Origin of the sequence: Caulobacter sp. 1776 (assembly GCF_040545685.1) — a bacterium.
GTDB lineage: Bacteria > Pseudomonadota > Alphaproteobacteria > Caulobacterales > Caulobacteraceae > Caulobacter.
In genome coordinates this window covers 342,665-367,669 of sequence record NZ_JBEPMI010000002.1, presented here as the reverse complement: position 1 = coordinate 367,669, position 25,005 = coordinate 342,665, and the positions used below count along the sequence as shown (strand labels likewise).

The window sequence follows — 25,005 nt, the reverse complement described above, 5'->3', positions numbered from 1 at the left end:
GTTTGGCCAAGGTCGGCGGAGATGCTGGCCCGCAGGTTGCCGGGGGATTGATGGTTCCAGTTCAGCAATGGTCGCGGCGAGGAGTTCTGGTGAGCGTCGGCGCGCTGGGCCTCTCCGCGTGTGGCAAGAAGGCCGATCCGGCCAAGACCGAGGCCAAGGCGGCCGACAAGGCCGGGCCCAACACGATCGAGACGACGGTGGCCGGCGACTGGCGGCCGCCCGCCGACCGGGCGCGCGACGTCTGGCGCCATCCGGTCGAGACCCTGAAGTTCTGGGAATTGAAGCCGGGCCAGACCGTGGTCGAGTTCTGGCCCGGAGCGGGCTGGTACACCGACATCCTGGCGCCGTTCCTGGCCGACACCCACGGCAAGCTCTACGAGGCCCTGCTGCAGACCAACGACCCCGCCGACCCGGCCGCCGCCGAGATCGTCGAGGCCTACCGCCGCAAGCTGACTGAGAAGAAGAAGGTCTATGGTGAGGTGACCTTCACCGCCTTCGGCCCGACCAGCGGTCCGGTGGCCCCAGCGGGCACGGCCGACTTGGTGCTGTTCCTGCGCAACCTGCACAACTGGATGGCTGGCGGCATCGCCGAGAAGGCCTTCAAGGACGCGCTGGCGGCCCTGAAACCCGGCGGGATCCTCGGTGTCGAGGAGCATCGGGGCGAGCCTGGCCGGGTGCAAGACGTCTTGGCCGCCGACGGCTACGTCCAGCAGGACTACGTGATCCAGATGGCCAAGGAGGCGGGCTTCGTCCTGGACGGGACCAGCGAGATCAACGCCAATCCCAAGGACACCAAGGACCATCCGTTCGGCGTCTGGACCCTGCCGCCCACGCGCCTGTCCTCGCCGCGCGGCGAGCCGGCCGAACCGGGCTTCGACCACGCCAAGTACGACGCTATCGGGGAGAGCGACCGCATGACCTTGAAATTCGTGAAGCCGAAATGAGGAAGGCTTTGATCCTCGCCGCCGCCCTGGCGGCGGTCGCCACGCCGGCCTTGGCCGAGCAGACAGCGCCGGCGGGCAAGCTGCTGCCGTTTCTGGACAAGTTCCTGAAGGTGCCGCCGGCCGAACGCACGCGGCTCAAGCTGTCCTATGCGCTGCGGCGCGACGGCCAGCCGTTGGCCAATCTGAAGGCGACGCTGGTCGAGAAGACGGGCGCGCGCACGCCGTTGCCGGTCAATGGCGAAGGCTATTTCGAGCGCCTGCCGACCTTGTCCCAGATCGAAGGCGGCGCCGAGATCGTGTTGGACGTGCCGGCCGACGCCAAGCTGGGCAAGCTCATGAGCTTCGGCACGCAGCTGAAGCCCGCCGGCGAGTACGACGCCCGCGAACTGGCCATGACCGTGACCGAAGCCAATACGGTGATTGGCAAGGCCGCCGGGCCGATGGCCTTCATGGCGCCGAAGATGACCGGGATCGCCTTTCCGAAGGCCGAGAGCGGCATGATCGTCTTCGCCGACGGCCACAGCACGCCGCTGCCCGAAGCCGAGCAGACGCCGTACTTCCGACCGGCCGACCACCAAGGCGCCGTGCGGGTAAAGTTGACAAAAACGCCGACTAAGGTCGCCTTCTACGACGGAAAGAAATAGGATCCGCAGTCGTCTGAACGGTGTTTACTTAACCGGACGGCCCGGTCTAGCTAGTTGCAACATACATCGCGCAGAGGGAGATCGCGCTCATGGCCACGCTTCAAGAAATCACCGATCGCATCAAGGGCGCCGTCGGCGACGACAGCGGGCTCGGCAAGAGCCTCAAGTTCGACCTCAAGGACGCCGGCTTCATTCACATCGATGGCGGTTCGGTGACCAATGAGGACAAGCCGGCCGATCTGACCATGACGCTCAGCCTGGACGATCTGCTGGCCATCGGCGCGGGTTCGCTGGACCCGACCATGGCGGTGATGACCGGCAAGCTGAAGCTGTCGGACATGGGCACGGCCATGGCCCTGCAGCCCAAGATGGGCGCTCTGTTCGCCAAGATGCGCTAACCCGCGATGGCGGAGCCGGCGTTTCTGGTCTCGATTCCCGAGGCTCCGGTTCCCGACAGCGGTAAGGCCGAATGGTTTCGCGGCGCGGATGGGGCGACCCTCCGCGCCGCGACGTTTTTCCCCGAGGGGGCGACGCGCGGGACGGTGGTGCTCAGCCCCGGCCGCACCGAGCCGATCGAAAAGTATTTCGAGGTCGTAGAGGACCTGCTGGCGCGCGGCTTCGCCGTGCTGGTCCACGACTGGCGAGGGCAGGGGCTGTCGGCGCGCGGCCTGCCGGATCGCCTGAAGGGCCACGCCCAGGGCTTCAAGACCTTCCTGTCCGACTACAAGGCGTTGCTCGACACGTTCGAGGCGCGGATGCCCAAGCCCTGGATCGCCATGGCCCACTCGATGGGCGGCTGCTTGACCATGCTGGCCCTGGCCCATGGCGAGGCGCGGTTCTCGGCGGCGGTGATGTCCGCGCCGATGCTGGGCCTGAACAGCGGCGGCATCCCGCCCTGGATCGCCACGCCGCTGGCCTGGACCATGTCCCGCGTCGGCTTCACCGGCGAATATGTGCAGGGCGGCCAGTATGACCCCCTGGCCCAGACCTTCGTCGGCGACGCCTTGACCCACGACGAGGCGCGCTACGATCGCTACCAGGCCCAGCTGCGGGCCAATCCCGAGATCGCCCTGGGCGGCGTGACCTGGGGCTGGGCCGACTTCGCCATCTCGGCCTGCGCATGGCTGCGCCGGAGCAAGGGCGTCGAGGCGATCAAAATCCCGGTGACGCTCGTGGCCGCCGAACTCGACAACCGGGTGCTCAATCCCGATCAGAAGCTGATCGCGGCGCGGATCCCGCGAGGGCGCTATGTCGAGGTCCCGGGCGCGTTCCACGAGATCCTGATCGAGACCGACCCCCGCCGGGCGATCTTCTGGCAGGCCTTCGACGAGACGGTCGACCCCGTCGCGCCGCGTGAGCCCATTATTTCGCCGAACGCCTCAGACTGACCAGGGCCTCGTCCAGCGGACGGCGGTCGCCGGAGATGACCATCTGCCCGCCGTTCGGGCCGACGGGCTCGCCGCGCCAGTTGGTGACCAGGCCGCCAGCGCCCTCGATCAGGGGGATGGCGGCCTCGATGTCCCAGGATTTCAGACCGGCCTCGATCACCATGTCCATCTTGCCCATGGCGACCATGGCGTAGGCATAGGCGTCGCAACCCAGCCGAGCCAGCTTGGCGGCCGCGCGCACCTGCAGCCAGGCGCCGCGCTCGGCCCCGTCGAAACAGGCGTCGGCGTCGGTGGTGGCGATCACGGCGTCGGTAAGGTTCGCGCATTCGCGGACCTTGATCGGCGTGGTCTGGCCGCGCGCCATCAGGCGCGAGCCGCCGGCGTGGCCGACGAACAGCTCGCCGAGATAGGGCTGGCCGATCGCGCCCAGCACCGGGCGGCCCTGATGGCGCAGGCCGATCAGGGTGGTCCACAGTGGCAGGCCCGAAATGAAGGCGCGCGTGCCGTCGATCGGGTCCAGCACCCAGACGAACTCGGCGTCCGGGCGGTCCTCGCCATATTCCTCGCCGATCACGCCGTGCTCGGGATAGCGCTCCGAAATCAGCTTTCGGATCGCCGCCTCCGCGCCGCGGTCGGCCTCGGTCACCGGGTCGAACGCCGCGTGGGTGTCACGCGGAAGGTTCTTGCCGGCCCCCTTGTCCTCGAGGCCGTGGTCGGCCCGGAACAGCGGCAGGATCGCGCCCGCCGAGGCCCGGTTGAGGTCGATGATGAAGGCGTCGAGCGCCGCGAGCCGGTCAGCGGAGAGCGTCATGGGGCGGGGTTTAACGCCCCCGCCCTAGGTACGCTAGCTCACGCGGACAATTACGCGTCGGCGTGCTCGGGACCGCCGCCGTTCAGCGACTTGGCCAGGTCCAGCAGGCGACGGCGCGGACGCTCGCCCAGCAGGTAGTAGGCGCGGATCAGATCCAGCGTCTCCTTGCGCGCGAACATTTCGCCCCCCTCGGCCGAGTCGCCGGCGGCGTCGCGACGCACGTCCGACAGGCCGTCGTAGAAGTAGCCGACCGGCACTTCCAAAGCCTCGGACAGCTGCCACAGCCGCGCGGCCGAGATACGGTTGGCACCGCACTCGTACTTTTGAATTTGCTGGAATCGCACCCCTACGGCGCCAGCCAGTTGCTGCTGGGTCAGACCCAACAGACGGCGGCGGCGACGCAGACGCTTGCCCAGATGCGTATCGATGTCGTTGCCCATGGAAGCCATGCCCCCCTAGTTTTCCCAGACCGTCCCGAAACGGAACGGCCTGGTTTCACAGCCGCAAGTCGCGTGCCGGGCGAGGGGCGCCGTTGCGCGATACGGGCGAGCTAACCTAGTAAGGGCGTATGTCGGATAAGCGTCAGCCCTGGGTGCAGGACCTCTTGTGGCGGTTGGAGGCCCTGGGCTTCGACCTGTTCATCGGGGCCGTGCGCCTGATGGGCGTGGATCGCGCCTCGGACTTCGGCGGCTGGCTGGGCCGCACGTTCGGTCCGATGAGCGGGGCCCATAAGGTCGCCGCGCGCAATCTGAAGCTGGCCTTCCCCGAAAAGGACGCCGCCTGGCATGCGCGGATCCTGGACGAGCAGTGGGAGGGGCTGGGCCGCTCGTTCGCCGAGTTTCCGCTGATGGACAAGATCCTGCCGTCCACCGGCCGGGTAGAGGTGGTCAACAAGGAACGCCTGGCCGAGATCGCCGAGAAAAAGATCCCGGTGGTGTTCGTCTCGGGACACCTGTCGAACTGGGAAGTGATGCCGGCCGCCATCGTCGACAGCGGCGTGATCTGCGAAATGACCTATCGCGCGGCCAACAACCCCTATGTCGACAAGCGCATCAGGGACAGCCGCTTCCGCTATGGCGTTCGGCTGTTCGCGCCCAAGGGCGGCGACGGGTCCCGCGAACTGCTGAAGGGCATGATGGAGGGCCGCTCGGTCGCCCTGATGAACGACCAGAAGTTCAACAGCGGCGTGGCCGCCCCATTCTTCGGCCACGACTCCCGCACCGCGCCGGCGCCGACGCGGCTGGCGATCCGTTTTGGCACGGTGCTGCAGCCCATGTCGGTGCAGCGCCTGAAGGGCGCGCGGTTCCGGGCGGTGGTGCACGAGCCGATCGTCCCGCCCCAGACGGGCAATCGCACGGCCGATATCGAGGCCGGCGTGCGGATGATCAACGCCTTCCTGGAAGAGCGCATCCGCGAGCGTCCGGCCGAGTGGTTCTGGGTCCATCGGCGCTGGCCGAACGAGGTCTATGCGGAGCTGGCGCGACGCGAGGCCGAAAAGGTTTAGATCTCGATCTTGCTGCCCGAGGAGTCCGGCTCGCCGTTGCGGCGGAACGGGCCGGTATAGTGCGGGTCGACGCGGCGGCGACGGCACGGGCCGAAATAGTCCGGCGAGCGGATGAACGGCCGCGGATGGAAGATCACCGTGTTGATCCGGTCCAGCAGCGAGCGGGCCGTCACCGGCTTGACCACCACCTCGGTCACGCCGGCGTCGCGAGCCTCGAACACGCGGTGACGCTCGGCGAAGCCGGTCAGCATGATGATCGGCAGGAACGGGTCGACGCTGTCGGGCGAGTTGCGGACCAGCTGGGTGAACTGCACCCCGTCCAGCGGGCTCATCTTGAAGTCGACGATAGCGATGTCGGTCTGCCAGTCGCGCAGGATCTGCAGGCCCTCGGCCCCGTCCATGGCCTCGCGGATATGCTTGACGCCCACGCCTTTCAGGATCGCCGAGACGATCGACCGAATGTGCTGGTTATCGTCCACCAGCAGAAAGCGCAGATTTTCCAGCGCCGCCGACATGCGGGAGCCGCCTCCTCAAATATCTCGCGGGAAGACCGGAACACGTGGCCGCTTCCCCCAGCGACCGCTCGCTCCGATAACGGCGGCATAGCTAACGAATGATTGAAACTCGCGCCAGGGGCGAATTGTGCGAATTTAGGCCCGGAACGGCCCCGCGCCGACCAAAAGCGACGGATCCAGGTTCCGTCCGCGCCATTTCATGCGCCAGCACAGATGCGGACCGGTCGCGCGACCCTCCTTGCCGGTCTCGGCGATCAGCTGGCCCTGCCGCACGTAAGTCCCGGCCGGAACGAGGATTTTCGACAGATGCAGATAGGCCGTGATCAGGCCTTGACCGTGATCGACCAGCACGAGGCCGCCTTCGTAGTGCAGTCCGGTCTCGGCGAAGGCGACCAGGCCGGCGGCTGGCGCGCGTACTGGCGTACCGACCGGCGTCGCCAGATCGACCCCATAATGGGGACGCTTGGCCTCGCCGTTCAGGATCCGCTGGCCGCCGAACCGGGCCGAGCGGCGCGCGCCCACGACCGGCAGGATGAAGCCGTCGCGGAAGCCCTCGATGTCGGCCTGGCTCGCGAAGCCGGCGACCTTGCGCAGGTTCTCGGCGGCGATGCGTTCCAGCAGGGCCGGGTCGGTCGGCGTCACCTGTTCGGGCGGCAGGCCGTCGATCCGCTGGATGTCGAAGTCGCCGGCCGCGATCGCCGCCTCGTGCGTGGCCGAGCCATCGGGCGTGGACACGGTCAGGGTGCTGGCCGGTGGGGCGTCGCGATCGAAGCCCGCCACGAACCAGCCGTCGGCCGAGGCGGTCGTCAGCACCTGGCCATCGACATCGACGACGGCGCGGGGCGCGGTGCGGCCGATGGCCCAGCCGCCCTGGACGAACTTGCCCGACAGGGTGAGCCCCGGCGCGGCGGCGCGAGCCGGGCCGATGAGAGCGGTCGAAAGGGGCAGCGCGGCGAGGACCGCGCGGCGGCTCAGCCCTCTTGCCAACGCTTCAGCGCCTCGGCGGGGCTGGCATAGGCTTCCTGGCGCTCGGGGCTCCAGTAGCGCAGGGCTTCTAGCGGGATCTGCTTGTTGGTCACGGCGCACAGCACGAAATGCCCAGGGCTGAGCACGGCGTACTCGCCGTCGCCATAGTGCAGGACGGCCAGGCCGTCGGACTTGCCGAGATCACGATCGAAAGCGTTCATGGCTCTTACTCTACGCCAACATGGCGGCTCAGAACAGGTCGCCCTGATCCGCCGGCGGCGCGACCGGCTTGGGACGAGGCTTGGGTGCGGGGGCGGACGCAGGCGATGGCGGGACGAAGCCGCCTTCGCCGTCGATCACCGCATCGCGGTCGCCGCTCTTGAACTTCAGGTTCACCCGTTCGCCGGAGACGAGGTCGGCGGCCGAGCGGGCCAGAGTCCCGTCGCCCTTGCGGACCAGGGCGAAGCCCAGCTCGAGCGGCCGTTCGGGGTTCAGCGACTGGCGCAGCTTCTCCAGCCCGGCCAGCTGATCCTGGGCCCGGACCAGGCGGCGCTCGCCGGCGGTCCGCAAACGGTCCCACAGAGCGGGCAGGCGGGCGTGGGCGGCGGCGCGCTCCGGAGCGCGCGTCCCGCAGGCGTCGAGGCGGCGGGCGAGGTCGGCCAGACGCTCGGCCTTGATCGTCCTCTGCCGGGCCAGCACGTCCGGCGTCAGGCGCGCGGTGGTCTTCAGCAGGTCCTGAGCGTGGACGGTGGTGTTCCGATGCAGGGCGGCGTCCAGCCGGCCCGACGCGATGTCGAACCGCTGCTGGGCCAGGGCCAACAGGTCGTTGGGACGCGGCAGGCCGCGGGCGGCGCCGAGCAGGCGCGTGCGGCGCTCCTCGATGCCGCGCGCGCCGCAGCGATTCAGGCGGCGGTCGAAGTCCGAGATCAGGGCCCGCAACTCGGCCAGCACCGGTGTCGCCATCTCGGCCGCGGCCGTCGGGGTCGGGGCGCGGCGATCCGAGACGAAGTCGATCAGGGTGGTGTCGGTCTCGTGGCCGACGGCCGAGATCAGCGGGATGGTCCCTTCGGCGACAGTACGGGCCAGGCTCTCGTCGTTGAAGGCCCAGAGATCCTCCACCGAACCGCCGCCGCGCGCCACGATCAGGATGTCGGGGCGCGGCACGGGGCCGCCGGGCTGGATGGCGTTGAAGCCGCGGATCGCGGCGCTGACCTGGGCGGCGGCTTGGTCGCCCTGCACGACGCACGGCCAGACCAGCACCTGACAGGGCCAGCGGTCGCGGATGCGGTGCAGGATGTCGCGGATCACCGCCCCGGTCGGGCTGGTGATCACCCCGACCACGGCCGGCATCGAGGGCAGGGGGCGCTTGCGCTCGGGCGCGAACAGGCCTTCGGCCGCCAGCTTGGCCTTCAGCCGCTCCAGTTGCGCGAGGAGGGCGCCGACGCCGGCGGCCTCCATGCTGTCGATGACGATCTGGTAGCGCGAGCCAGCCGGATAGGTGGTGATCTTGCCGGTGACGATGACCTCGAGCCCGTGCTCGGGCCGCACGCCCAGGCCCCGGACATTGCCCTTCCAGACGACGCCGTCGATCGCGGACTTGTCGTCCTTGATAGTCAGGTAGACGTGGCCGTTGGAGTGGTGGGTGACCTTCGAAAGCTCGCCGCGCAGCCGCACGAAGCCGTAGCGATCCTCCAGCGTGCGCTTCAGGGCGAAGGCCAGCTCTGAGACCGAATAGGGCGGCGCGTTGGAATCGTTCGGCGCGAGGTCCGTCATGGGAGTTTATCTAGGGCGGAAGTCCGCGCGGGTCACCCGGCTTAGCGCCCCCTCCGTCTCGCTGCGTATTCGCAGCGAGCCACCTCCCCCGCAAGCAGGGGAGGAGAAGAACGCCATTCCTCCTCACCCGTGAAACGGGGGAGGTGGCGCGGCGCGGATACGCGACGTGACGGAGGGGGCGCTTAGGACGCCAAACGCAAAATCCCGGACGGTTTTTCAACCGCCCGGGATCCGCCGCTCTGAGAGACTTTTGTTGTTCTTCTTAGATGTAGCGGCGAAGCGAGCGGGCGAGCTCGGTGGCGCCGCCCTTTTTCTTGGTCTGCTGCGGCTGATAGGCCACCCGGGCGTGCTCGATGCAGTAGGGGCCTTCCGACGAGCGGCGGCCGCAGAAGGTGAAGCCTTCCGACGACGGATCGCCGATCGGCCACTTGCACATGTGCGCGCCCAGGGTCAGCACGGTGGCCGAGCCCGGCTCCTCGTGCCGGAAGGCCGGCAGCGGCGCGGGGGCCGAGGTCGACGGAACCGACGAGGGCGCCTCGACCGGCGTCACGCGACGCGGGGCCGACGGCATGGCCTGGGCGGCCGGACGCGCCGGACGCGGGGCCTTGAAGGCCGGACGCGCCGGTTGCGAGGGCGCCGCGCGGCCCGAGAGGCCCAGACGGTGCACCTTGCCGATGACGGCGTTGCGCGTGACGCCGCCCAGTTGCTTGGCGATCTGGCTGGCGGACAGACCGTCCAGCCAGAGCTTCTTCAAGGTCGAGACCCGTTCGTCGGTCCAGCTCATAACCCGTCTCCGCCGGTTCGATGAGATGAAGGGCGTCCCCGTGCCCATCACCCCATATCTGGTGATCAAACCGCCCCGCCGGCGGTCGTCCTACTAGATATCGTAAAGAATGTGTTAAAGCGCACAATAGGCGCCATCGACTCTGTCCACAGAAACAAGATGTTGATTCACGCAAGCCCAAGCTTGCGGAATGGTCCCCCAAGGCGCACATGGCCAAGCAGAACAACGGGTTGAGCCTATGAGAGACATGGCCGAGAGCGTCATTCCGCCGCAGCCGCGCGACTATCACGGCTGGAACTGGAGTGGCTTCGTCACCCTCTACCAGCGTGAAATCCGACGGTTCTGGAAGGTCGGCACCCAGACGGTCGCCGCGCCGGTGGTCACGACTCTGCTCTATATGCTGGTTTTCGTGGTCGCCGTCGGGGCCAGCCGGCCGGCGGTGGGCGGGGTGACCTTCGGCCATTTCGTGGCGCCCGGCCTGATCATGATGGCGATCCTGAACAACGCCTTCGCCAACTCCTCGTCCTCGCTGATCCAGGCCAAGATGATGGGCCTGACTCCGGACTTCCTGACACCGCCGCTGTCGGCGCTGGAGCAGGTGCTCGGCTTTGCCCTGGGCGCGGCGACCCGCGGTGTCGTGGTCGGGGCCGTCACGGCCCTGGTCATCAGTGTGCTGCCGGGCGCGGGCCTGTCGTTCGCCCATCCTTGGGCCATCGTCTATTTCGCGGTGGCGGCCTCGCTGATCCTGGGCCTGGCTGGGGTGCTGGCGGGCCTGTGGGCCGAGAAGTTCGACCAGCTGGCCGCCGTGACCAACTTCCTGATCATGCCCATGACCTTCCTGTCGGGCACCTTCTACTTGGTCGACAAGCTGCCGGAGCCGTTCCGCTCGGCTAGCCATTTCAACCCGTTCTTCTATCTGATCGACGGCTTCCGCTACGGCTTCATCGGCCACGCCGACGGCTCGATCGCGGTCGGCGTCGTCAGCATGGGCGTGCTGACCGTCGGTCTTTTCCTGTGGTGCTGGCGCCTGTTCGTCACCGGTTATCGCCTGAAGAGCTGACACCGGTCACCGGACCACGGCGGGGAAAATCGTCGGCTTTTCAGCAGCCTTTCATGGTCCGTTGATTGACATGACGGGGTTCCACGGCGACAACCTGCGGCCTTCCGGTCCCCGTGCGAACAGCGCGGGGGCTTCTTTCCTTTTAGGAGGGCCGGTCTTGAGCACCGTGACGTCGTCCACCGCCTCGCAGAACCACATCATGGGCGTGTACAACCGCGCTCCGCTGGCGTTCGACCGAGGCCGAGGGGCGCGCCTGTTCTCGACCACCGGCGAAGAGTATCTGGACTGCGTGGCCGGCATCGCCACCTGCGGCCTGGGCCACGCCCACCCGGTTCTGGTCGACGCGCTGAAGACCCAGGGCGAAAAGCTCTGGCACGTCTCCAACATCTACACGATCCCCGAGCAGGAAGTGCTGGCCGACAAGCTGTGCGCCCACACCTTCGCCGACGTGGTGTTCTTCACCAACTCGGGCACCGAGGCGATCGAATGCGCCCTGAAGGCCGCCCGCCGGTATCACGTGGTCAACGGCCAGGCCGAGCGCGTCGACATCATCGGCTTCGATGGCTCGTTCCACGGCCGCTCGTACGCGGCGGTCAACGCCTCGGGCAACGCCGGCTATCTGGACGGCTTTGGCCCGCGCCTGCCGGGCTACAGCCAGCTGCCGTTCGGCGACCTGGACGCCCTGAAGGCCGCGCTCAATGACAAGACCGCCGCCGTGATCATCGAACCGGTGCAGGGCGAGGGCGGGGCGCGGTCGCTGACCGAAGCCCAGCTGGATGAACTGCGCCAGATCACCCGCGAGGCGGGCGTCCTGCTGATCTATGACGAGGTCCAGTGCGGCATGGGCCGGACCGGCAAGCTGTTCGCCTACGAGTGGGCCAGCGACGCCGCGCCGGACATCATGTGCGTGGCCAAGGCCCTGGGCGGCGGCTTCCCGGTCGGCGCCTGCCTGGCCACCGCCGAGGCGGCCAAGGGCATGCAGCCGGGCACGCACGGCTCGACCTACGGCGGCAATCCGCTGGCCATGGCGGTCGGCAACGCCGCGTTCGACGCGATCAACACGCCGGAGACGCTGGACAACGTCAAGACCGTCGCCGGCTACTTCACCCAGCAGCTGAACGGCCTGAAGGACCGCTTCCCGGACGTCATCGTCGACATTCGCGGCAAGGGCCTGCTGATCGGCGTCAAGGTCGTGCCGAACAACCGTGAATTCATGGTGATGGCCCGTGACCAGAAGCTGCTGATCGCCGGCGGCGGCGACAATTGCGTGCGCCTGCTGCCGCCGCTGAACCTGACCGTCGAGGAAGCCAGCGAGGCGATCTCCAAGCTCGAGAAGGCTTGCGAGACCGCGCGCGCCAAATTGGCGGCGGCCTAAACCCTTATTTCTTTCCGCTCTTCCCGGCGAAAGCCGGGACCCAGATCAAGCCCGCTGACTTCCAGGATGTATCTGGACCCCGGCTTTCGCCGGGGAGAGCGGGGAGGGGGATTGGCAATGACCCAACCGAGGCACTTCATCGACCTGTGGAAGCTGGACGGCCCGACGCTGCGCCTGCTGCTCGAGGACGCCAAGGCCCGCAAGACCGCGCGCAAGGGCTGGCCGCAGGGCAAGGTCGACGCCGACGCGCCTGCCAAGGACCGCGTGCTGTCGATGATCTTCCAGAAGAACTCGACCCGCACCCGCTTCTCGTTCGACGCGGCCATCCGCCAGCTGGGCGGCGACGCGATCATCTCGACCTCCAACGACATGCAGCTGGGCCGGGGCGAGACCATCGAGGACACCGCCAAGGTGCTGTCGCGCATGGTCGACGCGGTGATGATCCGCGCCAACAATCACGCCGACGTCGAACGCTTCGCCCAGGTCTCGACCGTGCCGGTGATCAACGGCCTGACCGACAAGAGCCACCCGTGCCAGATCATGGCCGACCTGCTCACGATCGAGGAGCATCGCGGCGACATCGGCGGCAAGACGATCGCCTGGGTCGGCGACGGCAACAACGTCTGCTCCAGCTTCATCCACGCCGCGCCGCTGCTGGGCTTCGAACTGAAGATCGCCTGCCCGGCGGTCTATCACGCCGACCTGCACGACCTGGCGCGCGCCGAGAGCCTGCAGGGCAGGGTCAGCATGACCACCGACGTCAAGGCCGCCGTGCGCGGCGCGGACGTCGTGGTGGCCGACACCTGGGTCTCGATGGGCGACACCGATCACGACGAGCGCCTGGCCGCGCTGGAGCCCTATCAGGTCGACGACGCCCTGATGGACCTGGCCAAGAGCGACGGCGTCTTTCTGCACTGCCTGCCGGCCCACCGCGGCGAGGAAGTCACCGACGCGGTGCTCGACGGCCCGCGCTCGCTGGTCTGGGACGAGGCCGAGAACCGCATCCACGCCCAGAAGTCCGTGCTGGCCTGGTGCTTCGGCGCGATCGGATAGGGCGCTACTCTTCTCTCCTCCCCCTCTGGGGGCCGCCGAACGGCGGTGGAGGGGGCCCTGGACGTGCCCGGCCGCCCTGCCGCTTCGCGGACCCCAGAGGGGGAGGAGAGGAGGGGCGCCCTCGCAATTTTCGCCCTGCCATCCTATCTAACCGCGCCATGACCGACATCGCCCCCATCTCCGGCGTCCTCGACGACGTCGTTTCCGCATTCCAGATCGAAGGCCTGCCCGTGCGCGGCCGGGTCGTCCGTCTCGGCGCCGCCGTCGACGAGGTGCTGACGCGCCATGCCTATCCCGAGCCCGTCGCCAACCTGCTGGGCGAGGCCTGCGCCCTAGCGGCCCTGGTCGGCTCCAGCCTGAAGTTCGAGGGCCGGTTGATCATCCAGGCCCAGGGCGACGGCCCGGTGCGCTATGTCGTGGTCGACTACGACACCTCCGGCGGCCTGCGCGGCTACTGCCGCTACGACGCCGAGGAGGTCGCCAAGGTCTCGGAGGGCTTCACGCGTCCGGGCGCCAAGACTCTGCTGGGCGGCGGCGTGTTCATCATGACCCTGGACCAGGGCGCGGACATGGATCGCTATCAGGGCGTCACGCCGATCGAGGGCGAGACCCTGGCCCTGTGCGCCGAGCAGTACTTCGCCCAGTCGGAGCAGACCCCAACCCGCGTGCGCCTGGCCGTCGGCCAGTCCGACACGGGCGAGGGCCCCAAGTGGCGCGCGGGCGGGATCCTGATCCAGGTCATCGCGGGCGACGAAGCCCGGGGCGACACCCAGGACGCCTGGACCCACGTCCAGGCGCTGTTCGAGACCACGGGCGAGGACGAACTGATCGACCCGACCCTGACGACCCCGACCCTGCTATGGCGCTTGTTCAACGAGGACGGCGTGCGCCTGCTCGAGGAAAAGCCGATGCGGGCCTTCTGTCGCTGTTCGGAGGAACGGATCGGCGTGGTGATGGACTCGTTCTCGGCCGAGGAAGTGGCCGACATGATCGAGCCGGACGGCAAGATCCACGTGACCTGCGAGTACTGCTCGCGGGTCTACAAGCTGGACGCGCCGGCGGCAGGCTGAAAACGAAGAAGCGGACGGTTGTCCCGTCCGCTTCCTCAGGCTCGCTAGCCCAGGATGTCACGCCACTTGCGCTGGGCGCGGTAGAAGATGTTCGGGTGGTCCTCGTCCTGCAACAGGGTGTGGTTGAACACCGAAAAGACCTTCCGGATCGCCCGCTCGCCATAGCCGAATTTCAGCTTCATGCGGCCGGTCAGCAGCGCGGCGTGCTGACCCGGAAGCGCGAAGGGCTTTTGCCAGTGCACCGCCCGCGCCAACTGGTCGGCGAGCTCCACGCCGACCGTCGTCCATCCGGTCGAGGGGTGGGGTTCGATGATCGCGCTGGTCAGCTGGTCCAAGCTGGTGATGATCACATTTTCCAGGACATGCAGGCGCACCTCGTGCCCACCGGCCAGGTCTCCGGTCGCGTCGTCGGGCGGATCGATCGCCGCGGGTTGCGCCAGAGGCGTCGCCATCTGCCACGTCGAGAACGGCTCCAGCGCGAAATCTCCGTCTTCGTCGCAATAGATCAAGCCCGTGGGACCGTAGACGTTGGCGTTCACCGTCCTGGCCAATTCGTAGAGGAGCTGGGCGCCCTCGGTCCCGGCCCCGACATGGCAACCGTAGAGGAAAAGGTTGGACACCCCGCCGCTCAGCCCCGCGAACAGCGGCGCCCAGGTCTTGATGTTGTCGATCGAGATGTGGTGGTCCTTGTCGCCGGCGTTCTGGCCGGAGCCGGTGACGATCAGGCCCTTGTCGCCGTGGCCGACGACGCAGGCCGACTGGGGCGTCGGCTTTTTGCTCTTGATGCATCCATCCAAGGCGCTCTCGGCGGTTTGCACCGAGGTGTTGCCGATCCCGGCCGGCGTGCCGTTGCGCGCGTAGGCGAGATAGTCGTCGGGCTTGGTGGAGTCGATCGTGACGCAGCCTGGCAAGGGAGCGACCATGATCGGTTTCACGACGGCGGCGGTCGTCGCCGGCGCGGCGTGGGTCGGGGCGTGCGTCGTCGCATCGCCCGACGGGGCGAGTGTGGTGGTCATCGGAATCTCCTGGAATTGGGCGCGCTTGTCGTCGCGCGGAAGCAAGGGGGGCTGCCGGGTGGGGCGACAGCCCGCCCCGCCGTTCGGTAGGGCGAAAGGGGATGGTGGGCGGACCCCTTCCGCCGCGCCGTCAGCTGTAGGTGACGGAGAAGGCGCCGTTGGCGGCCTGGGTCACGGTGGCGGTGTTGTAGGGCAGGCCCGTGAAGTCGATCGCGGCGATGTTGTTCGACACCGCCGAGTAGTCGATCACCTGGCCCGGCACGTAGAGGCCGTCAGCGACGTAGAACTTCACCACGGGGGTGATGTTGTAGATCTCGTTCGGCAGGGCGTTGAACGTGGCGACCGGGGCCGGGATAATGCCGCCGTTGTCACGAGCGAGGCCGAACACGAAGTTGTTCTGCGGCGTGAAGTCGGTCGAGCTGACGATCGAGAACGAGCCGTTCTGCGCCGTGCCCGGGCTGACCACGCCGCTGAAGCCCGTGACGCCCGTATTGGTGAAGCTGACGGTGTCCTTGGTGTCGGTGTTCACCGGCATGACGCCGCCGGAATCCAGCACCGTGCTGGGCGTCAGGGCCTCGGCCGGCTGCGACCAGCAGGCATAGGCGCTGTCGGTGTAGACGACCGAGTCCCAGCTGCCGTTGGTCACGTTCTCGAAGCACGCCCAGGCGTTGGTGAAGACCGGCGTCACGCCGCCGTTCGAGGTGACGACGGGCTCCTGCATGAAGGCCACATAGGCCTTGTTGGCCAGGGACTGGTTGAAGATGCGGATGGTGTACTTCGCCATGAGCGAATTCCTTTATAGGGTTGAAGAAATCGCCAAGATTTAAGATCTGATCGCCGTGATTTACTCGAAGCGATCTTTGCTCTTGTCGATGTGAATACCCTATTTAGAACTCGACGATTGAGGTAGTCAGAGCTTGTTGCGCTCTGCGCAAACGCGAATGTTTAACTTGACCTGTGCTCAAGACGATTGAGTCATGTCTTTCAGCAGCGCCAGCAGGTGCTGAAGCGCCGACCGTCGGAGGCGGCGGACGATCTGAACGAGTTCGAATTCTTCGGACGCCAGGCTCTCGGTCGTGTGGCCGTCCATCTCGCCTCGGCCCAGCACCAGCCAGTCCAGCGAGATGTCCAGGACCTCGGAAATGCGCGCGGCGCTTTCGAGCGACATGGGGCCGCCCTTGCGCCAGCGGCTGATGGCGCTCTCGTGCACGTCGAGATCCAGCGCCAAGGCCATCATCTTGGCGATACCGCGGCCCTTGATGGCGCGGCTCAGCCGATCCCCCCTGGACTCCATCACCCGGCTCACTCAAAGGGCGGGCCGTACTGAGCCCCGCCCACCCGAAGCGAAAGGCAGACAACCATAATCGGTATTTGTCTTCGTTTTAGCCTGTGGTTGTATTTATGCTTTCGGGAACACGGGAGGCGCGAATTTCTCCGCGCTCGGAGCGCTGGCCAGGGGAAATGTCAGCCGCCTGAGGCTGGTTTCGGACGCGTTGAACGCGGCGCTGGGACTTGGGCTAGTTCGTCACAACCCGCAGCCGGTGCGTTTCCATCCGGCCTGAAAGGCCTGGCTGTTGTCCGGCGTCTCCAAGGTGGCGACGCCGGGGCGGGCGATGAAGCGACGGCCCGAAGCCGCATCCTTGGCGTCGGTGTCTCGCGCCACGCCGCAAACCACCATGGCCTTCTGATAGCGACCGGTCCGCAGGTCGGTCAGTTCGATGTTCGCGCCGCCCAATTCCCGCTCGACGGCTTGTTCGATCTTCGGCATCTGCCGGTAGGCGCGGTCCTGTTGCGGCCCGCTTTGGAGGGCGATCTTGCCGCGCCCGAGCGGAATGGCGGGAGCGCTGGGATAGGCGCCCGCCGGAATCGCGTTCCGCGACAAATATTGGCTGGTCTGAGCCATCGCCCGCGGCGCCAGGGCGGCCGTGACAATGAGGGCGCAGGCTAGGGGACGAGCGAACATGAAAGCCTCCGGCGACGGGTCCTCGTCGAGGCTCAACCTACGCGATCGTCTTGTCAATCGGCGCGGCCGTTTCGACCCGGACCGCCTAGTTCAGCTTCAGCGCCGCGCCCGGCAGATGGAGCGAGAACTCCGGGATCTCGACGTCGAACAGCTCGCCCCCGTCGGTGACCATCTGGTAGCTGCCCCGCATCGCGCCGGACGGCGTCGCCAGGGGGCAGTTGGAGACGTAGCGGAAGGCCTCGCGCGGCTTCAGCTCGGGCTGCTCGCCGACCACGCCGCTGCCCTCGACGTCGTTCACGCGGTTGAAGGCGTCGACGATCGTCCAGCGGCGCGAGACCAGCGTCACCGTCTCACCGCCGTGGTTCTCGATCTCGACCGTGTAGGACCACAGATAGAGGCCCTGTTCGGGCGAGGACTCCTCCGCCGCATAGGTCGGGAACACGCGCACGACGATGTCGCGCGTGCGCGCCTGGTAGGCCGCGCCGTCCTGGCCGCGGCGGCGGCGCATCCTCTGCAACGAGGGCGAGGTCTCACGCCTGATCGAGCGCACGGGTCACATCTCGCGTCAGATCGCCAAGGGCCTCGAGGCCGACCGAGAGGCGCACGCCCCCCTCGGTCACGCCCAGCAACGGGCGATCCTCTTCCGGCACCGAGCGGTGGGTGGTGGTCGGCGGGTGGGTCGCCATCGACTTGGCGTCGCCCAGATTGTTGGAGATGTCGACGATCTCCAGCGCGTTCAGGAACTTGAAGGCCGCTTCGCGCGTGCCGAGGTCCAGGGCGATCACGGTGCCGCCGCCGGTCATCTGCTTCTTGGCGACGTTGTGGCCCGGATGGTCGTGGCGGAAGGGATAGAGCACCTTCTGGACCTTCTTGTGCTCGGCCATGACGTTGGCCAGGGCGAAGGCGGTATCGGTCTGGCGACGCACCCGCAGGTCCAGGGTCTCGAGACCCTTCAGCATGACCCACGCATTGAACGGCGACAGCGACGGGCCGGTGTGGCGCAGGCTGTCGCGGTAGTACTCCTCGTTGATCGCCTCGCTGGTCAGGATGGCCCCGCCCAGCACGCGGCCTTGGCCGTCGATGTGCTTGGTGGCCGAATAGACGACGACGTCGGCGCCCAGCTCCAGCGGCTTCTGGAAGATCGGGGTGGCGAAGACGTTGTCGACGATGACCTTGGCCCCGACCGCGTGGGCCATCTCGGCGACGGCGGCGATGTCGGTGATCTCCAGCACCGGGTTCGAGGGCGTCTCGATCAGCACGGCCTTGGTGTTCGGACGGATCGCCGCCTCCCAGGCCTTGGGATCGGTGGCGTCGACGAAGGTGGTCTCGACGCCGAAGCGCGGCAGCCACTCGGCGACGATCCAGCGGCACGAGCCGAACAGCGCGCGGCCGGCCACGACGTGATCGCCGGCCCGGACCAGGCCCATCAGCGCGGCGTGGATCGAGGCCATGCCGGTGGCCTGCGCGCGGCAAACCTCCGCGCCCTCGAGAAGCGCCAGGCGGTCCTCGAACATCTTCACGGTCGGATTGTTGAACCGCGAATAGACGAAGCCCGGGTCCTCGCCCGAGAAGCGGCGGTCGGCGCCCTCGGCGCTGTCGTAGGTGAAGCCCTGGGTGAGATAGAGCGCCTCGGCCGTTTCCATGAACTGCGAGCGCGCGATTCCCCCACGAATGAGCTTCGTCGCGACGTCCCAGTCTTTCGGATCCTCGGCCACGGGCCTGCCTCCCTACGCGTAAACCGCCGGCATAAGGAGCGGCGAGGGGGTGTTGGTCAAGCGTCAACGCCCCATCCGCGACCGGAGAATTGTCACGGGCGAAAATCACATTGTCACAGGCGAGCGCGTTTCGCTCGCGCCTTGCGTTTGTGGCCGCGTTTGGCGAGTGTCGCGCCGATGACCGACGCCCACGCAGCGGGGATTCTGCCCTGCCAGACCATCGAGGACTTGATCGCCCAGGAGGCGATCACCTCGGCCACGCCGTTCGACACCGACCAGGTTCAGCCGGCCAGCCTCGACCTGAGGCTGGGCGCGCGGTGCTGGCGGGTCCGCGCCTCGTTCCTGCCCGGCCTGCACAGGAAGGTGCCCGAGCGCCTGCGGGACGTGGCCATGCACGAACTGGACCTGACCAAGGGCGCGGTGCTGGAAAAGGGTTGCGTCTATATCGCCGAGATCCAGGAGCGCCTGGCCCTGCCGATGACGGTGTCGGCGCGCGGCAATCCCAAGAGCTCGACCGGGCGCGTGGACGTCTTCGTCCGCCTGCTGACCGACCATTCCAGAGCCTTCGACGACGTCGACGCCGGCTATACGGGCCCGCTCTATATCGAGATCGCGCCGCAGACCTTCTCGGTGCTGGTGCGCGCCGGCACCCGCCTGAACCAGCTGCGCCTGAAGCGCGGCGAGCCGGCCAAGCTGGCCACGCGCAGCGTCGGGGTCGACCTGACGCCGGGGATCGTCGGCTTCCGTGGCCGTCGCCACGCCGGGGTCGTCGACCTGGACCACGAGGACGGCCACGACCCGCGCGACTACTGGGAGCCGCTGGAGGCCCGCCACGGCGAGCTGCTGCTGGATCCGGGCGAGTTCTACATCCTGGCGTCCAAGGACGACATCGAGATCCCGGTGCTGGAAGCGGCCGAGATGACCCCGATCGATCCGTCGGTCGGCGAGTTCCGCGTCCACTACGCCGGCTTCTTCGACCCGGGCTTCGGCACCGAGGAGGCGGCGGCCGTCGGCTCCAAGGGCGTGCTGGAGGTGCGCAGCCACGAGACGCCGTTCCTGCTGGAGGACGGCCAGACCGTGGCGCGGCTGGTCTATGAACCGCTGACCGCCCGGCCGGCCCGCCTCTATGGCGAAGGCGGCTCGCACTACCAGCGCCAGGGCCTAAAATTGTCCAAGCATTTCAAGACCTGGTCCTAAGCGCCACCGAGCTGAGTCGTTATGTCGCGGCCGTCGTTCACTGATGGCTCAGCAGACTCGCGCTTATCTGGAGGCCTAGTTTTGGTCGGGCCTTGAAGAGATGTTTCGTGGCGTAGTGAGGCGTCTGTCGCGTGGGGCGATCGCGGCAAGCCTTATCTGGACAACCTGGACCGGCGCGGTTAGCGCCGCCCCGGCCATGTGGGAAGTCCGCGACAAGGACTCCGTCGTCTATCTGTTCGGCTCGATGCACGTGCTGCGCCCGGAGGTCCGCTGGCGCACGACCGCCTTCGACCGCGCCTACGCCGCCGCCGACCAGGTGTGGTTCGAGACCCGCGCCGATCTGCCGCCCGACCAGGTGAAGGCGCTCGTCGACCGCTACGGCGTCGATCCCGACCGCTCGCTGACCCAGAAGCTATCGCCGACGGCCCTGGCCACGCTGCGGCCGGTGCTGGATCGCGACGGCGTGCCGCTGGAGCGGGTCGAGCGCCTGCGGCCCTGGGCGGCGGCGATGATGCTGTCGGTCGCGCCGATGACCAAGGCTGGCGGCGGCGTCGCCAGCGGCGTCGACCAGGCCACCACCCAGCGCGCCCGCACCGCCGACAAGCCGATCGCCACCTTCGAGACCTTCGAGCAGCAGCTGCGGATCTTCGCCGACCTGCCCGAACAGGCCGAGCTGACCTATCTGGACGACGTCGCCCGCGAGCAACTGTCGCCGCCGCGCGATGGGGTCGCCCTGGAACGCGCCTGGCTGAAGGGCGACATGGCCCGGCTGGGAACACGCCTCGTCGATCGGATGAAGGCCGAGCGTCCGGCGCTCTACGACGCGCTTCTGCAGCGTCGCAACCTAGCCTGGGCCGACCGGCTGGACGCCGAGATGCGGCAGGGCGGGGGGACTGAACTGGTCGTCGTCGGCGCGTTGCACATGGCCGGCGCCGAGGGGCTTCCGGCCTTGATGAAAGCCCGTGGCTACGCCGTCCGGAGGATCCAATGAGCTGTCGCGGCCGCCGCCGCGCGGCAACGCGCCGCACCACATCTAGTGGACAGTCGGTGCGGTTACACAAATTCTAGCCCCTGTCCTCACGGAGCGCGACTCAGTCCCGCTCGACGCCGAGGACGGCGGAAAGCTACGGAGGCCCTCTTGGCCCGCACTGCTCAAGACCCGTTCCTGATCCTGCAAGGCCGCGTCGAGGCCTGGGAGCGGTGCGCGCGCATCCCCGGCTGCGACAAGGCCGTCTGGCGCCAGGACGGCGAGGGGCGGGTGATCCGCTGGTCCGACTTCGGCGACCGCTTCTCACGCTATGGCTGGGAGGTGGTGAGTCGCCCGCGCCCCGGGATGCTGGGCCGCGCCCTGGCGCCCAGACGCCTGGAGGCCATCCATTGGCGCGGCCTCAGCGCCGACGCCCTCTCGGCAGACCCCTCCCTGCGGCGCAAGGCGGCCTGAAAACGTCAAGCGTCTCCGTCGTTTAGTCGCTATCACCATACAAAATGACAACTACGCTTGACATGATCGCATCCTGATGTGACAAGCATACTTGTCAGATTGAAAGGGGTGCTTGTCGTGAACGAAGACGTAAAGCCCAAATGGCCCAGGTGGGCCCTGTTCCTCGCCGGTGCGGCGGCCTTGTCGGCTATCCCGTTCTGGCTGGCCTTCGCCCATCCCTTTTCGGAAACGGTGATGCTGGTCGCGATGCTGGCATGGGCGGTGATCTACATGGCCTATGTCTATGTCGGCTCGTCGCGGCTGAAGGCCAATAAGATCGGCCCGGTCATGAAGCGCTATCGTCGGCGCCTCGCCGTCGCGATGATCGCCTACTTCCTCGCCCTGATCGGCTCGCTGGCCTTGCTGCGTGGAGGCAACCTCGCCGGGCCGTTGCTTTGGATCGTCGCGGTCGCGCCCGCCATTCCGATCCTGGGCGTGCTGGTCGCGATGGGCCTCTACCTCAAGGAGGAGCCCGACGAGTTCGAGCGCGCCGTCCACGTCGAGGCGATGCTGTGGGGGCTGGGCGCGGTGCTGGCGGTCACGACCGTCTGGGGCTTCCTGGCCAACGCCCAGGTCGTGCCCACGCCGCCGCTGTTCCTGGTCTTTCCGCTGTACTGCCTGACCTGGGGCGTCAGCCAGCCGTTGATCCGCAGGCGGTACCAATGAAGAACCGCCTGAAGGTTCTCCGCGCCGAGCGGGACTGGAGCCAGGCCGACCTCGCCGAGAAGCTCCAGGTCTCCCGCCAGACCATCAACGCCCTGGAGACGGGCAAGTACGATCCCAGCCTGCCGCTGGCCTTCAAGATCGCCCGTCTGTTCGGCCAGCCTATCGAAACCATCTTCCAGGACGAGGCCTGAGGGCCCGTCCCCGGCGAGCCCGATCAGGCTCGCTGCTCCCGACACCCTTCATCCGCTGCTCGGCGCCGCGTCGCCGAAGCCTTTCGCACGCCTTCAAAGGAGATAATCCGATGCACAAACGCTTCCATCTGTTCGTGATCTTCATGACCATCGCCGCCGCCCTCGGCGTGTTCGGCGGCAACCACGCCCACGCCCTCCCTCTTGGTCCGGCGGCGGGCGGCGCCGGTGGCGATCGGATGAGCGTCACCGTCACGGGCAAGGGCCCCGACGTCGTCCTGATTCCCGGCCTGGCCTCGTCCGGCGCGGTCTGGGACGCCACCGTCCAGCAGCTGTCGGCTACGCACCGCGTCCACGTCGTCCAGGTGGCGGGCTTCGCCGGCGCTCCGGTCGCCGGCAACGCCGAGGGCCCGGTGGTCGAGCCTCTGGTCGAGGCCGTCGACGGCTACATCAAGTCGGCGCACCTGAAGTCGCCGGCCGTGATCGGGCACTCGATGGGCGGCTTCACCGGCCTGCTGCTGGCGCGCCGCCATCCCGAGGACGTCAGCCGCCTGATGATCGTCGACAGCCTGCCGTTCTTCTCGGTGCTGTTCTCGCCGGCCGCCACGGTCGAGAGCGTCAAACCCCAGGCCGCGGCCATGCGCGACGGTACGATCGCCATGAGCCCCGAGGCCTTCGCCAGCCAGCAGGCCATGACCATGCCGCGCTTCGTCAAGTCGCCCGAAGGCCAGAAGCTGGCGCTGGAATGGTCGAAGGCCTCGTCGCAGTCGGTCGTCGGCCGCGCCATGTACGACCTGCTGACCACCGACGCCCGTGGCGACCTGGCCGCGATCAAGACGCCGACCACGCTGCTCTATCCTTACGACCCGGCCATGGGCGCGCCGACCGCGATGATCGACAAGACCTATGCCGACGCCTATGCGGCCTTGTCGGGCGTGAGCCTGAAACGGATCGACGACAGCCGCCACTTCATCATGCTGGACCAGCCCAAGGCCTTCGCCGACGCCGTCGACGCCTTCTTGAAGTAGGTCTGACCGCCGCCGACGGCGCTTGCGCCCGTCGGCGGCGCGTTCCAAGTCTAGGCCCCAGGTCGAACGAGAATCCCATGTCGCGCAAATTCGGTCAGTCGGCTCGTCGCGTCGCGGCGGGCCTCGTTTCGGTCCTGGCCCTGGGCTTCGCGGGGACGGCCCTGGCCGAGCCCGCGCTGTGGGCGGTCAAGGACAAGGACTCGACCATCTACCTGTTCGGCACGATCCATGTGCTTAAGCCCGACACCCCGTGGCGCTCGGCCAGGATCGACAAGGCCCTCGCCGCCAGCGGCGACCTGACCCTGGAGATCGTCGGCGCCGACGACCCGGCCGTGATGCAGCCGCTGGTCGCGAAGTACGGCCTGGATCCGGCCCATCCGCTGTCGACGAAGCTCGCGCCCGCGACGTTCCAGCACGCCGCCGAACTGGCCCAGGGCGGTGGCATGCCGCCCCAGATGCTGAACATGATGCGCCCCTGGCTGGCGGCGGTGTCGCTGTCGCTGATCCCGGTGATCAAGGCCGGCTACGACCCCAAGAGCGGCGTCGAGCAGGTGCTGATCCGCGAGATCAAGGCCGCCGGCAAGGCCGAGAACGCCTTCGAGACTCCCGAGCAGCAGATCCGCTTCTTCGCCGACCTGTCGGCCAAGACCGAGGCCGATTTCCTGAGGTCCACCCTCGATGAAGTCGACGAGGGCGTGGGCAAGATCGACAAGATGGTCGCCGCCTGGGCCGCCGGCGACACGGCCGAACTGGAAAGCGAGTTCGTCTCGGAGATGAAGGGCGACTATCCCGAGCTCTACGAGCTTCTGATCGTCAAGCGGAACCAGGATTGGGCGGGACAGCTGAAGACCAAGCTGGCCGGCTCGGGCGTCAGCTTCGTCGCCGTCGGTTCGGGCCACCTCGTGGGGCCGGACAGCGTCCAGGCCCAGCTGGCCAAGCTGGGGATCAAGGCCGAGCGGGTGGAGTAAATGCTCCGCTCTCCCCGGCGAAAGCCGGGGAGAGCGGATTTTAGGACGCCGCCCGCAGGTAGATCGACCGCTTCGGTGCGGTCATCACCCGCTGCAGCATCGGCTCGAAGGCTTCCAGCGGCATCGACTTGAAGCTGGGGTCGAAGGCTTCCTGATCGTACACGTGGCAGAACTTGGCGGTGTGCTCGAAGTCCGGATGGCCGCGGAACTGATCGCGCATGTCGCGGTCCAGGCCCAGGTGGTGAAAGAAGTAGTAGCCCTGGAAGATGGCGTGGTGCGCCACCATCCAGTGGTTCCGCTCCGACACGAAGGGCTGCAGGATCGCCGCGGCGATGTCGGCGTGATTGCGCGGGCCCAGGATGTCGCCGATGTCGTGCAGCAGGGCGCAGACGACATATTCCTCGTCCTCGCCGGCCTGGTGGGCGCGGGTGGCGGTCTGCAGGCTGTGCTCCAGCCGATCGATGGCGAAGCCGCCGCAGTCGCCTTTCAAGAGGTTCAGGTGGGCGATCAGCCGGGTGGGCAGGTCGCGGCCGAATTCCACGGCCGCCGAGGCGATGATCCCCCAGTCCTCGGCCGTGCCGTCGGTCATGGCGTGAAATTTCGCGCGCGGATGATCCTCGCCGTCGGCCATGGCGTTTCTCCCAAACGTCTGTTTGAGCGATCGTGCGCCGGAAGCCGGCCTAGGTCAACGAACAGCCGTCAACGCGGGTAGGGAGGGGACATTGGAGCGGGCGGGGGGAATCGAACCCCCGACATCAAGCTTGGGAAGCTTGCGTTCTACCTCTGAACTACGCCCGCCTAAGGGACGCTCCGTTTAGCTTGCCTCGGGCGGCTACTCAAGCGGCGGATGGGACGACTTGATCTCGGAGCCAAGCTTGACCTCTAGTGGGGGAGTCA

At 67.7% G+C, this 25,005-nt stretch carries 30 protein-coding genes, 1 tRNA gene and 1 pseudogene; 17 read left to right on the top strand and 15 right to left on the bottom strand.

Features of this window, described 5'->3' with window-relative positions:
- Positions 1–47 precede the first annotated feature (47 nt).
- The 4 genes from ABIC66_RS07140 (at position 48) to ABIC66_RS07125 (ending at position 2,976) form a co-directional block, all read left to right on the top strand.
- A complete protein-coding gene (locus ABIC66_RS07140) occupies positions 48–944 on the top strand; it encodes a class I SAM-dependent methyltransferase (protein WP_354068915.1) in 897 nt (298 codons plus the stop codon).
- Positions 941–1,588, top strand: coding sequence for a hypothetical protein (locus ABIC66_RS07135; RefSeq protein WP_354068914.1), 648 nt, complete (start codon positions 941–943; stop codon positions 1,586–1,588). The genes ABIC66_RS07140 and ABIC66_RS07135 overlap by 4 nt, the downstream gene beginning before the upstream one ends.
- A gap of 89 nt (positions 1,589–1,677) precedes the next feature.
- A complete protein-coding gene (locus ABIC66_RS07130; RefSeq protein ID WP_354068912.1) occupies positions 1,678–1,986 on the top strand; it encodes an SCP2 sterol-binding domain-containing protein in 309 nt (102 codons plus the stop codon).
- 6 nt (positions 1,987–1,992) lie between these two features.
- On the top strand, positions 1,993–2,976 hold the full coding sequence (locus ABIC66_RS07125) for an alpha/beta fold hydrolase (RefSeq protein ID WP_354068910.1): 984 nt from the start codon (positions 1,993–1,995) through the stop codon (positions 2,974–2,976).
- On the opposite strand, the gene hisN is transcribed toward ABIC66_RS07125, so the two are convergent.
- The gene (gene hisN / locus ABIC66_RS07120; RefSeq protein ID WP_354068909.1) at positions 2,951–3,787 is read right to left on the bottom strand and encodes a histidinol-phosphatase; all 837 of its coding nucleotides are present in this window, start codon (positions 3,785–3,787) and stop codon (positions 2,951–2,953) included. The genes ABIC66_RS07125 and hisN overlap by 26 nt on opposite strands.
- A 50-nt stretch (positions 3,788–3,837) precedes the next feature.
- Positions 3,838–4,236, bottom strand: a complete 399-nt coding sequence (locus ABIC66_RS07115) for a helix-turn-helix domain-containing protein (protein ID WP_354068907.1) — start codon at positions 4,234–4,236, stop codon at positions 3,838–3,840.
- 119 nt (positions 4,237–4,355) lie between these two features.
- Between ABIC66_RS07115 and ABIC66_RS07110 the strand changes: the two genes are divergently transcribed.
- Complete coding sequence (locus tag ABIC66_RS07110) at positions 4,356–5,291, top strand: lysophospholipid acyltransferase family protein (RefSeq protein WP_354068905.1); 936 nt, start codon at positions 4,356–4,358, stop codon at positions 5,289–5,291.
- Here ABIC66_RS07110 and ABIC66_RS07105 read toward each other — a convergent pair.
- From ABIC66_RS07105 to xseA, 4 genes are all read right to left on the bottom strand, one after another.
- Positions 5,288–5,806: a response regulator gene (locus ABIC66_RS07105; protein ID WP_354068903.1), complete on the bottom strand. Its 519-nt coding sequence runs from the start codon at positions 5,804–5,806 to the stop codon at positions 5,288–5,290. The genes ABIC66_RS07110 and ABIC66_RS07105 overlap by 4 nt on opposite strands.
- A 135-nt stretch (positions 5,807–5,941) precedes the next feature.
- Positions 5,942–6,793, bottom strand: a complete 852-nt coding sequence (locus ABIC66_RS07100; protein ID WP_354068901.1) for a M23 family metallopeptidase — start codon at positions 6,791–6,793, stop codon at positions 5,942–5,944.
- Complete coding sequence (locus ABIC66_RS07095) at positions 6,778–6,993, bottom strand: DUF2093 domain-containing protein (protein ID WP_354068900.1); 216 nt, start codon at positions 6,991–6,993, stop codon at positions 6,778–6,780. Before ABIC66_RS07095 ends, ABIC66_RS07100 begins: the two co-directional genes overlap by 16 nt.
- A gap of 28 nt (positions 6,994–7,021) precedes the next feature.
- Positions 7,022–8,545 carry an exodeoxyribonuclease VII large subunit gene (gene xseA / locus ABIC66_RS07090; protein WP_354068898.1) on the bottom strand — a complete coding sequence of 508 codons (1,524 nt, stop codon included), beginning with the start codon at positions 8,543–8,545 and terminating at the stop codon, positions 7,022–7,024.
- Positions 8,546–8,582: 37 nt separating this feature from the next.
- Between xseA and ABIC66_RS07085 the strand changes: the two are divergent.
- Positions 8,583–8,715: pseudogene (locus tag ABIC66_RS07085) on the top strand (hypothetical protein); the annotation flags it as partial.
- Positions 8,716–8,807: 92 nt separating this feature from the next.
- Here the strand turns inward: ABIC66_RS07085 and gcrA are convergent.
- Positions 8,808–9,329, bottom strand: a complete 522-nt coding sequence (gcrA, locus tag ABIC66_RS07080; protein ID WP_354068896.1) for a cell cycle sigma 70 cofactor GcrA — start codon at positions 9,327–9,329, stop codon at positions 8,808–8,810.
- A 238-nt stretch (positions 9,330–9,567) separates the two neighbouring features.
- Between gcrA and ABIC66_RS07075 the strand changes: the two genes are divergently transcribed.
- From ABIC66_RS07075 to ABIC66_RS07060, 4 genes are all read left to right on the top strand, one after another.
- Positions 9,568–10,389, top strand: a complete 822-nt coding sequence (locus ABIC66_RS07075; protein ID WP_354068895.1) for an ABC transporter permease — start codon at positions 9,568–9,570, stop codon at positions 10,387–10,389.
- A 157-nt stretch (positions 10,390–10,546) separates the two neighbouring features.
- Entirely contained in the window at positions 10,547–11,764 is a 1,218-nt protein-coding gene (locus ABIC66_RS07070; protein WP_354068894.1) for an aspartate aminotransferase family protein, read from the top strand.
- A 117-nt stretch (positions 11,765–11,881) separates the two neighbouring features.
- A complete protein-coding gene (gene argF / locus ABIC66_RS07065; protein ID WP_354068893.1) occupies positions 11,882–12,817 on the top strand; it encodes an ornithine carbamoyltransferase in 936 nt (311 codons plus the stop codon).
- Positions 12,818–12,975: 158 nt separating this feature from the next.
- Entirely contained in the window at positions 12,976–13,887 is a 912-nt protein-coding gene (locus tag ABIC66_RS07060) for an Hsp33 family molecular chaperone (protein ID WP_354068892.1), read from the top strand.
- 44 nt (positions 13,888–13,931) lie between these two features.
- On the opposite strand, the gene ABIC66_RS07055 is transcribed toward ABIC66_RS07060, so the two are convergent.
- The 6 genes from ABIC66_RS07055 to metZ form a co-directional block, all read right to left on the bottom strand.
- Entirely contained in the window at positions 13,932–14,903 is a 972-nt protein-coding gene (locus ABIC66_RS07055) for a DUF4347 domain-containing protein (protein WP_354068890.1), read from the bottom strand.
- A 130-nt stretch (positions 14,904–15,033) separates the two neighbouring features.
- On the bottom strand, positions 15,034–15,687 hold the full coding sequence (locus ABIC66_RS07050; RefSeq protein WP_354068889.1) for a RhiA family protein: 654 nt from the start codon (positions 15,685–15,687) through the stop codon (positions 15,034–15,036).
- A 177-nt stretch (positions 15,688–15,864) separates the two neighbouring features.
- The gene (locus ABIC66_RS07045) at positions 15,865–16,197 is read right to left on the bottom strand and encodes a helix-turn-helix domain-containing protein (protein ID WP_354068887.1); all 333 of its coding nucleotides are present in this window, start codon (positions 16,195–16,197) and stop codon (positions 15,865–15,867) included.
- Positions 16,198–16,428: 231 nt separating this feature from the next.
- Positions 16,429–16,866, bottom strand: a complete 438-nt coding sequence (locus tag ABIC66_RS07040) for a hypothetical protein (protein WP_354068885.1) — start codon at positions 16,864–16,866, stop codon at positions 16,429–16,431.
- 85 nt (positions 16,867–16,951) lie between these two features.
- Entirely contained in the window at positions 16,952–17,416 is a 465-nt protein-coding gene (gene apaG / locus ABIC66_RS07035) for a Co2+/Mg2+ efflux facilitator ApaG/CorD (RefSeq protein WP_354068883.1), read from the bottom strand.
- Positions 17,397–18,581: an O-succinylhomoserine sulfhydrylase gene (gene metZ, locus ABIC66_RS07030; protein WP_354068881.1), complete on the bottom strand. Its 1,185-nt coding sequence runs from the start codon at positions 18,579–18,581 to the stop codon at positions 17,397–17,399. The genes apaG and metZ overlap by 20 nt, the downstream gene beginning before the upstream one ends.
- 177 nt (positions 18,582–18,758) lie before the next feature.
- On the opposite strand from metZ, the gene ABIC66_RS07025 reads away from it, so the two are divergent.
- From ABIC66_RS07025 to ABIC66_RS06995, 7 genes are all read left to right on the top strand, one after another.
- Positions 18,759–19,778: a 2'-deoxycytidine 5'-triphosphate deaminase gene (locus ABIC66_RS07025; protein WP_354068879.1), complete on the top strand. Its 1,020-nt coding sequence runs from the start codon at positions 18,759–18,761 to the stop codon at positions 19,776–19,778.
- Positions 19,779–19,893: 115 nt separating this feature from the next.
- Entirely contained in the window at positions 19,894–20,769 is an 876-nt protein-coding gene (locus tag ABIC66_RS07020; RefSeq protein WP_354068877.1) for a TraB/GumN family protein, read from the top strand.
- A gap of 147 nt (positions 20,770–20,916) precedes the next feature.
- Positions 20,917–21,219 carry a hypothetical protein gene (locus ABIC66_RS07015; RefSeq protein ID WP_354068876.1) on the top strand — a complete coding sequence of 101 codons (303 nt, stop codon included), beginning with the start codon at positions 20,917–20,919 and terminating at the stop codon, positions 21,217–21,219.
- A gap of 117 nt (positions 21,220–21,336) precedes the next feature.
- The gene (locus tag ABIC66_RS07010; protein WP_354068874.1) at positions 21,337–21,924 is read left to right on the top strand and encodes a hypothetical protein; all 588 of its coding nucleotides are present in this window, start codon (positions 21,337–21,339) and stop codon (positions 21,922–21,924) included.
- A complete protein-coding gene (locus ABIC66_RS07005) occupies positions 21,921–22,115 on the top strand; it encodes a helix-turn-helix transcriptional regulator (protein WP_354068873.1) in 195 nt (64 codons plus the stop codon). Before ABIC66_RS07010 ends, ABIC66_RS07005 begins: the two co-directional genes overlap by 4 nt.
- Before the next feature lie 110 nt (positions 22,116–22,225).
- A complete protein-coding gene (locus ABIC66_RS07000; protein ID WP_354068871.1) occupies positions 22,226–23,140 on the top strand; it encodes an alpha/beta fold hydrolase in 915 nt (304 codons plus the stop codon).
- A gap of 77 nt (positions 23,141–23,217) precedes the next feature.
- Positions 23,218–24,108, top strand: coding sequence for a TraB/GumN family protein (locus ABIC66_RS06995; RefSeq protein WP_354068869.1), 891 nt, complete (start codon positions 23,218–23,220; stop codon positions 24,106–24,108).
- A 40-nt stretch (positions 24,109–24,148) separates the two neighbouring features.
- Here ABIC66_RS06995 and ABIC66_RS06990 read toward each other — a convergent pair whose 3' ends face one another.
- Entirely contained in the window at positions 24,149–24,739 is a 591-nt protein-coding gene (locus ABIC66_RS06990; RefSeq protein WP_354068867.1) for an HD domain-containing protein, read from the bottom strand.
- Positions 24,740–24,831: 92 nt separating this feature from the next.
- Positions 24,832–24,906: transfer RNA gene (locus ABIC66_RS06985), tRNA-Gly, on the bottom strand.
- Positions 24,907–25,005: the final 99 nt, after the last annotated feature.

Bases quoted from the DNA above. Each gene is read 5' to 3' on its own strand.
- ABIC66_RS07135 (WP_354068914.1), top strand. From the start codon at position 941: ATGAGGAAGGCTTTGATCCTCGCCGCCGCCCTGGCGGCGGTCGCCACG.
- ABIC66_RS07130 (WP_354068912.1), top strand. From the start codon at position 1,678: ATGGCCACGCTTCAAGAAATCACCGATCGCATCAAGGGCGCCGTCGGC.
- ABIC66_RS07125 (WP_354068910.1), top strand. From the start codon at position 1,993: ATGGCGGAGCCGGCGTTTCTGGTCTCGATTCCCGAGGCTCCGGTTCCC.
- hisN (WP_354068909.1), bottom strand. From the start codon at position 3,787: ATGACGCTCTCCGCTGACCGGCTCGCGGCGCTCGACGCCTTCATCATC.
- ABIC66_RS07115 (WP_354068907.1), bottom strand. From the start codon at position 4,236: ATGGCTTCCATGGGCAACGACATCGATACGCATCTGGGCAAGCGTCTG.
- ABIC66_RS07110 (WP_354068905.1), top strand. From the start codon at position 4,356: ATGTCGGATAAGCGTCAGCCCTGGGTGCAGGACCTCTTGTGGCGGTTG.
- ABIC66_RS07105 (WP_354068903.1), bottom strand. From the start codon at position 5,806: ATGTCGGCGGCGCTGGAAAATCTGCGCTTTCTGCTGGTGGACGATAAC.
- ABIC66_RS07095 (WP_354068900.1), bottom strand. From the start codon at position 6,993: ATGAACGCTTTCGATCGTGATCTCGGCAAGTCCGACGGCCTGGCCGTC.
- xseA (WP_354068898.1), bottom strand. From the start codon at position 8,545: ATGACGGACCTCGCGCCGAACGATTCCAACGCGCCGCCCTATTCGGTC.
- gcrA (WP_354068896.1), bottom strand. From the start codon at position 9,329: ATGAGCTGGACCGACGAACGGGTCTCGACCTTGAAGAAGCTCTGGCTG.
- ABIC66_RS07075 (WP_354068895.1), top strand. From the start codon at position 9,568: ATGAGAGACATGGCCGAGAGCGTCATTCCGCCGCAGCCGCGCGACTAT.
- argF (WP_354068893.1), top strand. From the start codon at position 11,882: ATGACCCAACCGAGGCACTTCATCGACCTGTGGAAGCTGGACGGCCCG.
- ABIC66_RS07060 (WP_354068892.1), top strand. From the start codon at position 12,976: ATGACCGACATCGCCCCCATCTCCGGCGTCCTCGACGACGTCGTTTCC.
- ABIC66_RS07055 (WP_354068890.1), bottom strand. From the start codon at position 14,903: ATGACCACCACACTCGCCCCGTCGGGCGATGCGACGACGCACGCCCCG.
- ABIC66_RS07050 (WP_354068889.1), bottom strand. From the start codon at position 15,687: ATGGCGAAGTACACCATCCGCATCTTCAACCAGTCCCTGGCCAACAAG.
- ABIC66_RS07045 (WP_354068887.1), bottom strand. From the start codon at position 16,197: ATGGAGTCCAGGGGGGATCGGCTGAGCCGCGCCATCAAGGGCCGCGGT.
- ABIC66_RS07040 (WP_354068885.1), bottom strand. From the start codon at position 16,866: ATGTTCGCTCGTCCCCTAGCCTGCGCCCTCATTGTCACGGCCGCCCTG.
- ABIC66_RS07025 (WP_354068879.1), top strand. From the start codon at position 18,759: ATGACCGACGCCCACGCAGCGGGGATTCTGCCCTGCCAGACCATCGAG.
- ABIC66_RS07005 (WP_354068873.1), top strand. From the start codon at position 21,921: ATGAAGAACCGCCTGAAGGTTCTCCGCGCCGAGCGGGACTGGAGCCAG.
- ABIC66_RS07000 (WP_354068871.1), top strand. From the start codon at position 22,226: ATGCACAAACGCTTCCATCTGTTCGTGATCTTCATGACCATCGCCGCC.
- ABIC66_RS06995 (WP_354068869.1), top strand. From the start codon at position 23,218: ATGTCGCGCAAATTCGGTCAGTCGGCTCGTCGCGTCGCGGCGGGCCTC.
- ABIC66_RS06990 (WP_354068867.1), bottom strand. From the start codon at position 24,739: ATGGCCGACGGCGAGGATCATCCGCGCGCGAAATTTCACGCCATGACC.